The 13,165-nt window shown below is 65.3% G+C and carries 12 protein-coding genes; 9 read left to right on the forward strand and 3 right to left on the reverse strand.

Annotation, left to right across the window (positions count from 1 at the left end):
• Positions 1-197 precede the first annotated feature (197 nt).
• Positions 198-1,166 carry a thioredoxin-disulfide reductase gene (gene trxB / locus U1739_RS00475; RefSeq protein ID WP_332702904.1) on the forward strand — a complete coding sequence of 323 codons (969 nt, stop codon included), beginning with the start codon at positions 198-200 and terminating at the stop codon, positions 1,164-1,166.
• Here the strand turns inward: trxB and U1739_RS00480 are convergent, their stop codons facing one another.
• The 3 genes from U1739_RS00480 to U1739_RS00490 form a co-directional block, all read right to left on the reverse strand.
• A complete protein-coding gene (locus tag U1739_RS00480) occupies positions 1,167-1,937 on the reverse strand; it encodes a hydrolase 1, exosortase A system-associated (RefSeq protein ID WP_332702906.1) in 771 nt (256 codons plus the stop codon).
• Positions 1,925-2,629 carry a hypothetical protein gene (locus U1739_RS00485; protein WP_332702908.1) on the reverse strand — a complete coding sequence of 235 codons (705 nt, stop codon included), beginning with the start codon at positions 2,627-2,629 and terminating at the stop codon, positions 1,925-1,927. Before U1739_RS00485 ends, U1739_RS00480 begins: the two co-directional genes overlap by 13 nt.
• Positions 2,630-2,767: 138 nt before the next feature.
• On the reverse strand, positions 2,768-3,040 hold the full coding sequence (locus U1739_RS00490) for an acyl carrier protein (protein WP_332702910.1): 273 nt from the start codon (positions 3,038-3,040) through the stop codon (positions 2,768-2,770).
• Between the two features lie 152 nt (positions 3,041-3,192).
• Here U1739_RS00490 and U1739_RS00495 point away from each other — a divergent pair, with 152 nt between their 5' ends.
• The 8 genes from U1739_RS00495 to U1739_RS00530 all read left to right on the forward strand — a co-directional run bounded on the left by U1739_RS00495 (position 3,193) and on the right by U1739_RS00530 (position 13,163).
• Entirely contained in the window at positions 3,193-4,689 is a 1,497-nt protein-coding gene (locus tag U1739_RS00495) for an AMP-binding protein (protein ID WP_332702912.1), read from the forward strand.
• Between the two features lie 181 nt (positions 4,690-4,870).
• Complete coding sequence (locus U1739_RS00500; protein WP_332702914.1) at positions 4,871-6,100, forward strand: pyridoxal-dependent decarboxylase, exosortase A system-associated; 1,230 nt, start codon at positions 4,871-4,873, stop codon at positions 6,098-6,100.
• A gap of 96 nt (positions 6,101-6,196) precedes the next feature.
• On the forward strand, positions 6,197-6,841 hold the full coding sequence (locus U1739_RS00505; RefSeq protein ID WP_332702916.1) for an XrtA/PEP-CTERM system exopolysaccharide export protein: 645 nt from the start codon (positions 6,197-6,199) through the stop codon (positions 6,839-6,841).
• 1 nt (position 6,842) lies between these two features.
• A complete protein-coding gene (locus U1739_RS00510; protein ID WP_332702918.1) occupies positions 6,843-8,366 on the forward strand; it encodes an XrtA system polysaccharide chain length determinant in 1,524 nt (507 codons plus the stop codon).
• Complete coding sequence (locus U1739_RS00515) at positions 8,363-9,289, forward strand: AAA family ATPase (RefSeq protein ID WP_332702920.1); 927 nt, start codon at positions 8,363-8,365, stop codon at positions 9,287-9,289. Before U1739_RS00510 ends, U1739_RS00515 begins: the two co-directional genes overlap by 4 nt.
• Positions 9,286-10,893 (forward strand): hypothetical protein, encoded by a 1,608-nt coding sequence (locus tag U1739_RS00520; protein WP_332702922.1) that lies wholly within the window; start codon positions 9,286-9,288, stop codon positions 10,891-10,893. Before U1739_RS00515 ends, U1739_RS00520 begins: the two co-directional genes overlap by 4 nt.
• 90 nt (positions 10,894-10,983) lie before the next feature.
• Positions 10,984-12,222: an ExeA family protein gene (locus tag U1739_RS00525; protein ID WP_332704802.1), complete on the forward strand. Its 1,239-nt coding sequence runs from the start codon at positions 10,984-10,986 to the stop codon at positions 12,220-12,222.
• Positions 12,223-12,224: 2 nt separating this feature from the next.
• Complete coding sequence (locus U1739_RS00530) at positions 12,225-13,163, forward strand: XrtA system polysaccharide deacetylase (protein WP_332702924.1); 939 nt, start codon at positions 12,225-12,227, stop codon at positions 13,161-13,163.
• Positions 13,164-13,165: the final 2 nt, after the last annotated feature.

Genomic DNA, 13,165 nt, shown 5'->3' on the forward strand with positions numbered 1-13,165 from the left:
GCCAGCGCCTCAACATTCTCAACATTCGCGCGCATCGCCTACGCCGAATCAATCACTTACGGGCAAGCCTCGATCGACTGGCCAGGGCCGAATCACCGACGACACGTCCACGGCTTTAACCCGCGCCACCTCGCTCCCATGTTGCATGTCTGCACGCGCCGACTAGAAGCGCCGCTTCGTCACCACCGGAAATGTTCATGACCACGCACAAGACCAAGATGCTCATCCTCGGCTCCGGCCCGGCCGGCCTGTCCGCCGCCATCTATGGAGCGCGCGCCGGGATGGAGCCGATCGTCGTGCAGGGCATCCAGCCCGGCGGCCAGCTGACCACCACGACGGACGTCGAGAACTACCCCGGCTTCCGCGACGTCATCCAGGGGCCGTGGCTAATGGAGGAAATGCAGGCCCAGGCCGAGCATGTCGGCACGCGGCTGATGTGGGACACGATCGTCGAAGTCGATCTGACCGGCCGGCCGTTCCGCCTGATTGGCGATGGCGGTGACGTCTACGAAGGCGACACCTTGGTCATCGCCACTGGCGCGCAGGCCAAGTGGCTCGGGCTCGACAGCGAGGATGCCCTGAAGGGCAAGGGCGTCAGCGCCTGCGCGACCTGCGACGGCTTTTTCTATCGCGGCAAGAAGGTCGCGGTGATCGGCGGCGGCAATACCGCGGTTGAGGAGGCGCTGTACCTTACCAACCATTCGCCCGACGTGGTGCTGATCCACCGTCGGGATAGCTTCCGCGCCGAGAAGATCCTGCAGGAGCGATTGTTCGCGCACAAGGGCGTGACCGTCATGTGGAACAAGGAAGTGGCCGAGTTCGTCGATGGTGGCGGCACCAGCGGCCTTGTCGCGCTGGAGCTGCGCGACACGGTCACCGGCGAAATGTCCCGCGTCGATGTCGAGGGAGGGTTCGTCGCCATTGGGCATCATCCCGCCACCGAGCTGTTCCGCGGTCATGTCGCGCTCGATGAGGATCATTATATCGCGGTCGAGCCGGGCAGCACGCGCACCAGCGTGCCCGGCGTGTTCGCCTGCGGCGACGTTATGGACAAGGTTTACCGTCAGGCAGTGACGGCCGCTGGCACGGGCTGCATGGCGGCGCTGGACGCCGAGCGCTTCCTGGCGGCGGCGGAGTTCGATCACCTGGCGGAAGCGGCCGAATAACTAGCTAAGGGCGGCGCGGAGGATCGCTTCCAGCGCTGCCTTGTCCTCGCGCCGCGCGAAGCTGTGCGACGCGGTAGGGAGCATGTGCGTTGGCAGTGGGGTAGGGCAGGCATCCGCGAAGGCGATCGCGGTCGCGTCGCGCTCGGCGAGCACGATCTCGATCGGCTTGCTAGCCGCGCCAAGCGCGTGGCTTAGTCGCTTGGCGAGCGTCGAACCATGTTCAGTTTTCGAAACCGAAATCTTGAACAAACCTTTGATCAGTTTCGCCAAATCCACGCCGCCGCGGAGCAGCCGCAAATAGGTGCTGGGCTCCTTCAGCCGTGCGACATAGCGCGCTCGAATCGCCGCGGCTGGGGGGAGGTCGTCGGTCTGCTCGATCGTCCAGGGATTGGCCAGCACCAGCGCGTCGATCCCCGCGGCCTCGTGGAACAGGGCAAGCGCGGTGGCTGCGTCGCAATTGCCGAAGCCGACGATGCGGGTCAGGTGCGGCGCGTGCTGGCGGAAGACCTTAACGGCGGCGGTGAGATCGACTTCGCTGTGCTCGAAACCAAGATTCTCGCCGGTCGAATCGCCGATGCCGCGACGATCGTAGCGGAACACCGGCGTGCCGCCGGCGGCGAGGCTGGCGGCAAGCGCCGCCATGCCGCGATGCGCGCCGATGCGGATCTCATTGCCACCGGAGACGATCAGCAAGCCGGTGGTAGCGTCGCCGCTGTCGAGCGTGCCGACGAGCGTGTCGCCGAAGCAGGGAAAGGCGATCACGCTGCGCATGTGGCGATCCAGGCGGCGATGTCGTCGGCGATCAGCGCCGCGAGCGCCGGATCGTTGTCGGGCTCGGCCCGGCGCCACAGCGGGGCGGCGGCGAACTTGATCTCAGCGGGCTGCGTGTCTGTGGCTAGGCGCGCGGTCCGGATCGGACCGGTACGTGCGGGAATGGCGGCAGAAAGGTCCGCCACGAGTTGGCGGTTCAGGGTGTTGCCGGCGAGCTGGATCGGGGGGCCGGGAGAAAGAATGTCGGGATCGAACCGTTCGCCGTCTTCCTTGGCGGCAGCGAGGCGCGTGCGCAGGAGGTCGCGGATAAGATTGGCACCTGGCGTCGGCGCGAATTGGTAGCGGCTGGCTAGTATGGCTTTACCATCAAACAGGGTGCCGCCTCGAATACCCAGACCGTGGACTGTGGGATGGTCGGCGCTTGGCAAGGCTGCGGCGGAAAAAGCATTTTCCCAGTTACTTAGCGATACATGCTCGGTTGCGACAAGAGAATCGCCAATGCCCGGTAAATCCGGTAGCGCGCTCGCTATGCCGCGCTCGCCGAGCGTACGAAGGATCGTAACGACGAAAGTGCGCGTGCGGTTGGCTTCTTCGAACAGCGGCATGGCGACCACGAGCAGGGGGCCGGTGGAGGGACCGAAGCGGAGTAGCGTCTCGGTGCCGCCGGACCAGGTGTAGGTCGACGGCGTCATGCGCAAAACGCGTTGCCGTTAGGCCGTTCGCTCACCAAAATCCCCCCTCATGCCGTGCCGCACGATCACCGGCGCATTGGTCTGGGGCACGTCGGACTTCGGAACAAGTCCGGGCGGACGGCTCCGGCCTAAAGGATCTTAGCCAATCGCTTTGGCGCTAGCGAAGCGGACCAGGGCGCCGAACGTTTCGAGCATTTCTCCATCGACCTCGTCATCTTCGATGAGGACGCCGAGCCGTTCTTCGAGCTCGGTAAGCAATCCGGCAACGGCCATCGAATCGAGTTCGGGCAGCGCACCGAATAACGGGGTTTCGCTGCGGAAGGCATCGACGCGGTCCTGCGACAGGCCGAGCACATCGCGGAGCACGGCGCGCACGGTGGCGTCGATCTGGTCGATATCGTCTGGCAGCAAGTGTGCAACCCCTGGTTACGCGGCAGTTTTCGCTGTTGCCGTTAGAACGTGACGCCAGCGATGCCAAGCTTTGTGGTTGCGGTGCAGCAACTGGGGAGGGCCGATAACTGTCAGTGGCTTGGATTGTCGGCGATCGGGCTTATCAAGGGCAGATGATCCCACTCGATCCCATTCCGCGGCCGATCGACCATCTGGCCACGCGTGGCAATCCCGCCGACCCAGCGTTGATCGATAAGGCGGGCGGACTGGATTTCGCCGGCCTGGAAGCACTGACGGCGCACACGGCTGCGTGGTTGGCTAAGCTCGACCTGTCGCCCGGCGATCGCGTTGCTTCGTGGCTGCCCAAGACACGGACGGCCTGCGTACTGCCGATGGCGGCGCCGCGCGCGAGGCTGGTGCACGTGCCGGTCAATCCGATGCTGAAACGCGGGCAGGTCGCGCATATCCTTGCCGATAGTGGTGCATCGGTGCTGGTGACCCAGGAGGGGCGGGCAGCGACACTGGAGCGGGGGGACGTGCCGGCTGGGTGCCAGGTCGTCGCCGAGGAGGCAGTGGCGTCCGATGATGTGGTGCCGCCGTCGTCGGCCAATCCGGCTGACCTAGCGGCAATCTTGTATACGTCGGGATCGACCGGGCGGCCCAAGGGGGTAATGCTCAGCCATGCCAATCTGTGGCTTGGCGCAATCTCCGTCGCACATTATCTCGCGCTGACGCCTGCGGACCGCGTGCTTGGCGTGCTACCGCTCAGCTTCGATTATGGGCAGAACCAGCTCTTTTCGACGTGGGCGGCGGGCGCTTGCTATGCACCGCTGGATTATCTGACGGCGCGTGACGTCGTTAAGGCAGTCGATCGTTTCGATGCGACGACGTTGGCGGGCGTGCCGCCGCTATGGGTGCAGTTGCTCGATGCGGAATGGCCGGCCGATACCGCCGCGCGGCTGCGGCGGCTGACCAACTCAGGCGGTGCGCTGACGCCCCGCCTGATCCGCGGTTTGCGAGAACGATTCCCCGCAGCGGACTTGTATCCGATGTACGGCCTGACCGAAGCGTTCCGCTCGACCTATCTGAAGCCGCAGTTGGTCGATGCCCATCCCGACGCGATGGGGCAGGCAATCCCCTTTGCCGAAGTCATGGTGGCGCGCCCGGACGGATCGCGCGCCGCGGCCGGCGAGCCGGGCGAGTTGGTGCATGCCGGGCCACTCGTGGCCCAGGGCTATTGGCAAGATGCCGCGCGCACCGCGGCCCGCTTCCGCGCGGCGCCAGAGTGGGCAGCGTCGGGTGGTAAGGCGGTGTGGTCGGGCGACACGGTGATCGAGGGTGCGGACGGGCTGTTCCGCTTCGTCGGGCGCGACGACGAGATGATCAAGTCGGCTGGCAACCGGATCAGCCCGACCGAGATCGAGGAGGCGGTGCTTGCCGGAGGTGAGGTCGCCGAGGCGGTGGCGCTGGGCATTCCGGACGCGCGGCTAGGGCAGGGCATCGTCGTGGTGGCGCGGGGGGACGGATCGGCCGAGGAAGCGTTGCGGACGCGGTTGCGGCGCGATCTGCCCAGCTTCATGCAGCCCGGCCGCTACGTATGGCGCGAAGACCTGCCGCATAATGCCAATGGCAAGCTTGATCGTGCTGCTTTGAAGGGGGAAATCTCGTGAATGGCGATAGGGTTTTCGCGCGCGGAGGCGCGGAGGTGTTGCGCACCAGGTGGGTGGACTGTGTCATTAGTGGCATGTCATTCTACGGTACCTCGGCGGCAAGCGCGCTTCTTCGGCGCAGCCTCGTCTCGGCACGCACCGATTGGCTGCCCGCAGTCGCGGGGAATGCCAACTTGTCGTTATGAAGCCGATGGGGGCAATACCGGCCGCGTTCTCCCGCGAAGGCCCGCTCGTCATCGGCGGTCGATCGGCGGAAGCTTGGGCGGCGGAGGGCGATACGCCGTTGTTCGTCTATGATCTTGGCGTTGTCGCGGCGCGGGCGGCGTCGCTGCGTTCGGCGCTGCCCAGCATCGACATTCACTACGCGATCAAGGCCAATCCGTTGCCGGCAATGGTCGCGGCGGTAGCGCCCTTGTTCGATGGTCTCGATGTGGCGTCAGGCGGCGAACTGGCCATCGCTTTGGATAGCAAGCCGGCGGCATCGATCAGTTTCGCCGGGCCGGGCAAAAAGGATGGCGAACTCGAGGCGGCGATCCGTGCTGGCGCGACGATCAACCTCGAATCAGCCGGCGAATGCGATCGGGCGCTGGCCGCAGGGGAGCGGCTTGGCATCACGCCGCGGCTGGCGGTGCGGGTCAATCCGGACTTCGAGCTGCGTGGGTCTGGTATGAAAATGGGCGGGCGCCCCTCGCCGTTCGGGATCGACGTCAGTGAGGCGGCGGTCGTGGTAACGCGGCTGCGGGCAGCGGGTGCGGAATGGCGTGGCTGGCATATATTTGCCGGGTCGCAATCGCTGGACAGCGCGGCGATCATCGAGACGCAGGCGGCGACCATCGCGCTGGCCGCACGGCTGGCTGAGGACGTTGGCGCCATGCCGCCATTGGTTAATCTCGGCGGCGGGTTCGGCATCCCCTATTTTCACGGCGACACGCCCATCGATTTGCCAGCTATCGGTGACGGCTTGGCGTCCGCGTTGGCAAATCGGCCTGATATCTTAGCCGAATCGAACTTCGCCATCGAGCTCGGCCGATACATCGTTGGCGAATGCGGCGTATATCTGACGCGGATAATCGAACGTAAGGAGAGCCGCGGCGAGACTTTTCTGGTCGTCGATGGCGGGCTGCACCATCAATTGGCCGCATCAGGCAATTTCGGCACCGTCGTGAAACGCAACTACCCGGTCGCTGTGGCCACCGCTGCAGCGGGCGTGCCGACCGAGACGGTCAGCGTGGTCGGCTGCCTATGTACGCCGCTCGATCGGCTGGCCGATCGGGTAACGCTGCCGGTGGCGGGGCCAGGCGACCTGATCGCGGTATTCATGGCCGGCGCGTACGGCCTGTCGGCGAGCCCCAGCGGGTTCCTCGGTCATCCGCGACCAGCAGAGCTGCTCGCCCATCCGACTCGTTCCTAACGGTATTTTTACCTGACCTGGCGCATAGCCGGACCATAGTCCGCAAACCGCGCCGGAGCCAGGTCTCCGCCGGATTCTCTGCGGTAGGAGGTCTGAATGATGCGTGTTGGCGGTTTGAAGGCGGTTTCGGTGGTGGCGATGGCCGGCACGATGCTCTCGGGGTGCGCAAGCGGCGGCGGCCGATCCGAGCTGCCCGCGGCGGCATTCGTTACGTCGCGGGAGCAACCGGGCGAGGAATATGTCATCGGCCCGCTCGATCAGCTGCAGATCTTCGTGTGGCGCAATCCCGAACTGTCATCCGAGGTGCAGGTGCGCCCGGACGGGCGTATTACCACGCCGCTAATCAGCGACATGCCGGCGGTCGGCAAGACGCCGGCGATGTTGGCCGACGACATGAAGATCGCGCTGAGCGAGTATATCAAAGATCCGATCGTTTCGGTGATCGTGAAGAATTTTAGCGGCACGTACAGCCAGCAGGTCCGCATCGTCGGGGCTACGGAGAAGCCGTCGTCAATTCCGTATCGCGCCAACATGACCTTGCTCGACGCGATGATCGCGGTCGGCGGGCTGAGCCAATATGCCGCGGGCAACAAAGCGCGGCTGGTGCGTTACAACCGCGATACCGGCAAGCAGGTCGAATATAACGTCAAGCTTTCCAGCCTGCTCAAGAACGGCGATGCACGCGCCAACGTGCGGCTTGAGCCCGGTGACGTGATCATTATTCCGGAAAGCATGTTCTAAGATGAACGGACTATACGACGAGGTGAAGCTCGCGCTGCACGCGATCTGGACGCGGCGCTGGCTGGCGATGGCGGTGGCGTGGGTCATCGCCATCCTCGGCTGGCTCGGCGTGTCGCAAATTCCCAACTCCTATGAGTCGCGGGCGCGGGTGTTCGTGCAGATGCAGACGCTGCTGCCGTCGCGCGTGGGAATCACCGCGCTCGACCAACAGAAGGACGTCGATCGCGTGCGGCAGACGCTGACCTCGGCGGCCAATCTGGAGAAGGTCGTGCGCGGCACGGATCTGGCCAATACGGTGCAGACCGATCGCGACGTCGCGGACCGCGTGGCTGGGTTGCAGAAGGCGATCACCATCACCGCGCAGCAGGATAATCTGTTCGAGATCGTCGCCAAGGGGTCGAGCCCCAAGGTGACCAAGGCGGTCGTGCAGAAATTGATCGACATCTTCGTCGAAGAAAATCTCGCTGGTGACCGCGACGAGACAACCCAGACACTGGGCTTCCTCGATAGCCAGCTGGAACAGCGGCAGAAGCAATTGCAGGATGCCGAACAGAAGCGCACCGATTTCCAGAACCGCTATATGGGCTCGCTGCCCGGTACCGGATCGCTGACTGACCGGATGGGCACGGCACGTACGGCGATGGCGCAGGTCGAGAGTGATCTCGCCGCCGCGCAATCGAGTCTGGCGGCAGTCAACGGCCAGATGGCGGGCACGCCGCAGAGCGTACCCGGCGTCGGCGGCGCTGCCGCGGCGGCCGGTCCGGCGCGCGCGCGGCTCAACCTGATCCAGGGCCAGATCGCCGAAGCGCGTGGTCGGGGCTATACAGACAATCATCCGGACATGATCGCGCTGAAGAACCAACTGGGTGCGGCGCAGGCGGCGGCGCGGGGCGAGCCGATGGCCGGGGGCGCCAGCGGTGGCGCGACCCCTAATCCGTTGTATCTGTCGCTGCGATCGATGCAGGCGGACAAGCAGTCGCAGGTCGCGGCGCTGACGATGCGCAAGATGCAGCTGCAGAACGATCTCGATACGATCAATGCCAAGCTGGCGGGCGACCCCGGGGTTGCGGCAGAGCAGAGCGAGATCGAGCGGAACTACGCTGTGCTCAAGGGCCAGTATGACAAGATGCTGGCTGACCGCGAGGACATCAAATTGCGCGGCCAGGCACAGGCGCAGACCGATGCGATCAAGTTCAGCGTGATTGATCCGCCAACGGCACCGCGCGTGCCGACCGCGCCCAATCGCGCGTTGTTGCTGACGGGCGTGCTGCTGGCGGCGATTGCCGGCGGGATCGGCGCGGCGTTCGCCATGGGGCAATTGCGCTCCACCTTCGCTACCGCCGCGCGGCTTGAAAAAGCCACGGGCATGCCAGTGATCGGCTCGATCGGTGAGATGGTGACGCGCGCGCAGACTGCCGCACGGCGCCGCCAATTGATGTATTTCGGGGGCGGCGCTGTGGCGCTGGCCGTCGCCTATGTGGCGCTGCTGGGCGTCGAGATGGTTTCGCGAGGAATGGCGGCATGAGCGAGTTGCGTAAGGTGCGGCCGTCGCTGCTCGAACGGGCGGCTGAAGTGTATGATTTCGACGCGCATCTGCGTGCTCGCAATGCGCCGATCGAGCCGATTGAAGCGCCCTCGGTCGCCGTTGCAATGCCCGACGATTCGGTCGATCGCGCGGCATCGCCGTACCTCGCGCAGCCGGCCGTGCCCGCTACCATGCTGCAGATCGATCGGAAATTGCTCGCCGAGCAGGGGCTGCTCGTCCCCGGCGCGCCGGCCGATGCGCTGGTCGAGGAATTCCGCCAGGTTAAGCGACAGTTGATGATCACCGCGCGGACCATCCGCCTGCAGGATGCCGACAAAGCACGGACCATCCTGGTCTGCTCGGCCAACGCCGATGAGGGCAAGACCTATTGCGCGGTCAACCTTGCCATTTCGCTGGCAGCGGAACGCGATACCCAGGTGCTGCTGGTCGATGCCGATGTCGCCAAGCCCGATGTGATGCGGTGGCTTGGCGGTAGCGACGGGCCCGGACTGCTTGATGCGCTGGCGGATCCCGCGATCGACGTGGAGAATTGCGTGGTAGGGACCGATATCCCGCAACTCAGCCTGCTGCCCGCCGGCACCAAGAGCAATACCGATACCGAATTGCTCGCCAGCGACCGCACCCATCGCCTGATTGGCAAGCTGCTTGCGGCGGACCCGACACGTATCGTGATCTTCGATTCGCCGCCCGCGCTGGCGGCCTCGCCGGCCTCCGTGGTGGCCGGGGAGATCGGGCAGGTCATCCTCGTCGTGCGTGCCGACAAGACCGGCGAGAGCGACCTGCGTGACGCGGTGACGCAGCTCGACGGTTGCGAACATATCCAGCTGGTCCTCAACGCCGTGTCCTACGCGCCCGGCGGACGGCGGTTCGGCAGCTATTACGGACAGGACGACGCGACATGAGGCGTTCCACTCTTTTTGCGGCCGGCACGCTTGCCGCGCTCACCGCGACGCCGGCTGCGGCGCGCGATGGCGTGCGGAAGCAGATCACGCCCTATATCGAACTTGGTCAGGTGCTGACCGCCGACCTGCAGTCGGGCGACGTACTGACCTATTCCACCGTCGGCGCAGGGATCGATGCGACGATCCAGACGCGGAACGTGGAGGTGCAACTTAGCTACAATTACCAGCGCAACATTAGTTGGCAAAAGGATGTCGGCGACGACGACTTCCATAGCGGGCTCGCCCGCGCCGCGGTGCGAGTCGCGCCGGGGCTGAGCATCGAGGGCGGGGCGCTGGCGACGCGGGCGCGATCGGACATTCGTGGCGCAGCGCCGGTCAATCTGACCGCCAACGACCAGAATATCAGCCAAGTCTATTCGGCCTATGTCGGGCCGCGCTACGCCACCACGGTCGGACCGGCCAGCGTCGCGGCAAGCTATCAGTTCGGCTATACCAAGGTCGAGGCGCCGGGATCGACCGGTGTCGCGGCGGGCAGCGTACCGCTCGATACGTTCGACGATTCCAAGAGCCATGTCGCGCAGGCCTCGGTTGGCGTGGCGCCGGGCACGGTGCTGCCGATCGGCCTGACCGTCAGCGCCGCCTATGAGCGCGACGACGCCGGGCAGCTCGATCAGCGTTACGAAGGCACTTATGGCCGCGCCGACGCGATCCTGCCGGTCACGCCGACGCTCGCGCTGGCCGCCGGCGTAGGATATGAAAAGATCACCACCAGCCAGCGTGACGCGGTGGTCGATGCAGACGGCGATCCGGTGATCGATTCCGATGGCCGCTACGTTACGGACAAGAGCGGCCCGCGGCGGATCGCCTATGAGACGGACGGACTGATCTACGATGCCGGCGTGTTGTGGCGGCCGAGCCCGCGCACCTTCCTGGAAGCGCGCGTCGGTAAGCGCTATGGCGGCATGACGTATACCGGCTCGTTCAGCTATGCCGCGAGCCAATCGGTCGGCATGAAGATCGGCGTGTATGACAGCGTCGAGACCTTCGGCCGCCAGTTGCGCGACGGGATCTCAAATCTGCCGTCTAGCTTCATCGACCAGCGCGACACGTTCGGCCAGCAATTCGCCGGCTGCACCTTCGGCCAGTCGAGCGAACAGGCCGGCGGCTGCCTGAACAGCGTGTTCCAGTCGATCTCGAGCTCCAGCTATCGCGCCCGCGGCGTGGACGCCGTGATCGGCGTCAATCGCGGTCCGATCGGCTTCGGCGCGGGCGTCGGCTATGCCAATCGCCGCTTCTATTCGCCGCGCGGGACGAGCTATTCGATCTTCGGCCTGAACGACGAGAGCTATTACGCCCAGGCCTATTTCAGCGCCGCGCTGGACGCCAATTCGGGGATCAACGCCGATCTCTACGGCAATTATTTCGAGAGCGGCGTCAGCCGGGATACGCCGGGCGTATATTCGATCGGCGCCAGCGGCTCCTATTATCGGAATTTCGGTCGCGTCGGAACGACGGCGACGGTCGGGATTTACAATTTCAGCCAGGAGGGCATCGACGACCAGACCTCCGCCCAGGCGCAGGTTGGCGTGCGCTACAGCTTCTGATGGGGGCCGGTTCACGGTGAAGGATCGGTTAACCCGTTTTGGTTACATTAGGAGCGTGGCTTGCACCCTACGCCCGGCAAGGTGGTAAAGATGTACGACGATCATTACGGATTTAGCGGTCGCCCGTTCCAGCTGACGCCTGATCCGCGTTTCTGGTTCGAGACGGCAACGCACCGCAAGGCAATGGCCTATCTTGGCTATGGGCTGAGCCAGGGCGAAGGCTTTATCGTCATCACCGGCGATGTCGGCGCGGGCAAAACCACGCTGGTCGGCCATCTGATGGCGACGGTCGATCGCGACCGTCTGCACGTCATCAAGATCGTCTCGACGCAGATCGAAGCGGACGACCTGTTGCGGCTCGTGGCCGGCGGATTGTCGGTCGAACCCGATGGGCTGACCAAATCGCAACTTCTCACCGCGATCGAACGCGGGCTGCATGCCATGGCGCGCGGCGGCAAGCGCACCTTGCTGATCGTCGACGAGGCGCAGGCGTTGCCGGTATCGAGCCTGGAGGAGTTGCGTATGCTCTCCAACTTCCAGGCCGGCGGCCATGCGCTGTTGCAGATCTTCCTGCTCGGCCAGCCCGAATTTCGCGAGCGGCTGCATGGCTCCGAGCGGCTCGAGCAATTGCGCCAACGCGTGATCGCGATGCACCATCTCGATCCGATGGGCCCCGAGGAAGTCGAGCCTTATATGGCCCACCGCCTGTCGCTGGTCGGCTGGCACGGCGATCCATATTTCACGCCCGAGGCGTATCGCGCGCTGTTCAACGGATCGGACGGCGTACCACGGCGGCTCAATCAACTTGCCGGGCGCGTGCTGCTGTTCGGCGCGATCGAGCAACGCGATACGATCGACCAGGACGTGGTGGATGCAGTGATCGCCGACATTTCCGGTGACGCGCCCGAATCGGTGCGCCAGGTCAACCCGGCCGAGCCGATCAGCATGCCCACGCCCGGCCCGCGGCCGATCGTCAACATGCCCTCGCCCAGCGCACCGCTGCCAATGCGCGCGGCACGCGAACCCGATCTCCAGGCACTCGAGCCGGAGCCGGAAGCTGAACCACTGCCGCTGCCCAAGGCGGTGCCCATGGCCACGGCACAACCCAGGCTGGAGCCCGTACCGCAGGCTGAGCCGGCGCCCGCGCCGCAGCCCGAGCCGCAGCCAGCAGTTGCAGATCAGGCGTTGATCGAGCGCATTGCCTCGCTCGAGACACGCGTCGAGGAACAGGAGGCGGCGCTGCGCCGCGTGCTGACCTTGCTGGTCGATTGGGTAGAGATCGATGCGCGCCCCGATGCCGCGACGGTGCGCGCCGCAACGGGTCGCTGATCGTGCGCCACGCGCTGTCCGTCGATGTCGAAGAGTGGTTCCAGGTCGGCGCGTTCGAAAAGGTCATCGACAAGACCGGCTGGGACGGTTTGGAGACGCGGGTCGAGCGCAATACCGACGCCGTGCTCGCGCTGTTCGCGGAGAGCGGCGTGACGGCGACATTCTTCACCCTGGGCTGGGTGGCGCATCGCTATCCGCACCTGATCCGCCGTATCGCCGAGGCTGGCCATGAAGTGGCCAGCCATGGCTGGGACCATCAGCGCGTCTTCACGATGGATGCGGCGACGTTTCGCACCGATCTGGCGCGTACGCGCGCGACGCTGGAGGATGCGTCGGGACAGAAGGTGACGGGATACCGGGCGCCGAGCTTCTCGATCGACCAGCGCACGCCCTGGGCACATGAAGAGCTAGCGGCTGCCGGTTATACCTATTCGTCGAGCGTCGCGCCGCTGACGCATGATCATTACGGCTGGCCGGAGGCGCCGCGCTACGCATTCCAACCAATCGCCGGGGCGGGGTTGATCGAGGTACCGGTGACGGTTGCCGATCTGCCGGGCAAGCGAATGGCCACGGGGGGCGGCTTTTTCCGCTTGCTGCCGTCGCAGCTGATGAACTTTGCGGTGCGCCAGGTCACGCGCGAAGGACAGCCGGCGGTGTTCTATTTCCATCCCTGGGAGATCGATCCGGGCCAGCCCCGAGTGGCAGAGGCGCCGTTGCGATCGAAGCTGCGGCATTACAGCCGCCTTGGCGCGATGGCGGGGAAGCTACGTGGGTTGATCAAGGCGCACGATTGGGGGCGGATGGATGCCGTGGTCGCGGCGTTGGGCGACGTGGCGCCGATCGGTTCCGTGGCGAAGGCCGGGGCCCAATCGGGAGACAGCGCCACTGGCCCCCGGCCTTTGCCGGGGAAGGATCGTTCTCCTGGTGAGCTTGCCGCGTGAAC

Source organism: Parasphingomonas puruogangriensis (assembly GCF_036663635.1).
GTDB lineage: Bacteria > Pseudomonadota > Alphaproteobacteria > Sphingomonadales > Sphingomonadaceae > Sphingomonas.

Coding starts and splice junctions, on each gene's coding strand:
- U1739_RS00495 (WP_332702912.1), top strand. CDS start 3,193: ATGATCCCACTCGATCCCATTCCGCGGCCGATCGACCATCTGGCCACG.
- U1739_RS00485 (WP_332702908.1), bottom strand. CDS start 2,629: ATGACGCCGTCGACCTACACCTGGTCCGGCGGCACCGAGACGCTACTC.
- U1739_RS00515 (WP_332702920.1), top strand. CDS start 8,363: ATGAGCGAGTTGCGTAAGGTGCGGCCGTCGCTGCTCGAACGGGCGGCT.
- U1739_RS00500 (WP_332702914.1), top strand. CDS start 4,871: ATGAAGCCGATGGGGGCAATACCGGCCGCGTTCTCCCGCGAAGGCCCG.
- U1739_RS00510 (WP_332702918.1), top strand. CDS start 6,843: ATGAACGGACTATACGACGAGGTGAAGCTCGCGCTGCACGCGATCTGG.
- trxB (WP_332702904.1), top strand. CDS start 198: ATGACCACGCACAAGACCAAGATGCTCATCCTCGGCTCCGGCCCGGCC.
- U1739_RS00525 (WP_332704802.1), top strand. CDS start 10,984: ATGTACGACGATCATTACGGATTTAGCGGTCGCCCGTTCCAGCTGACG.
- U1739_RS00520 (WP_332702922.1), top strand. CDS start 9,286: ATGAGGCGTTCCACTCTTTTTGCGGCCGGCACGCTTGCCGCGCTCACC.
- U1739_RS00480 (WP_332702906.1), bottom strand. CDS start 1,937: ATGCGCAGCGTGATCGCCTTTCCCTGCTTCGGCGACACGCTCGTCGGC.
- U1739_RS00505 (WP_332702916.1), top strand. CDS start 6,197: ATGATGCGTGTTGGCGGTTTGAAGGCGGTTTCGGTGGTGGCGATGGCC.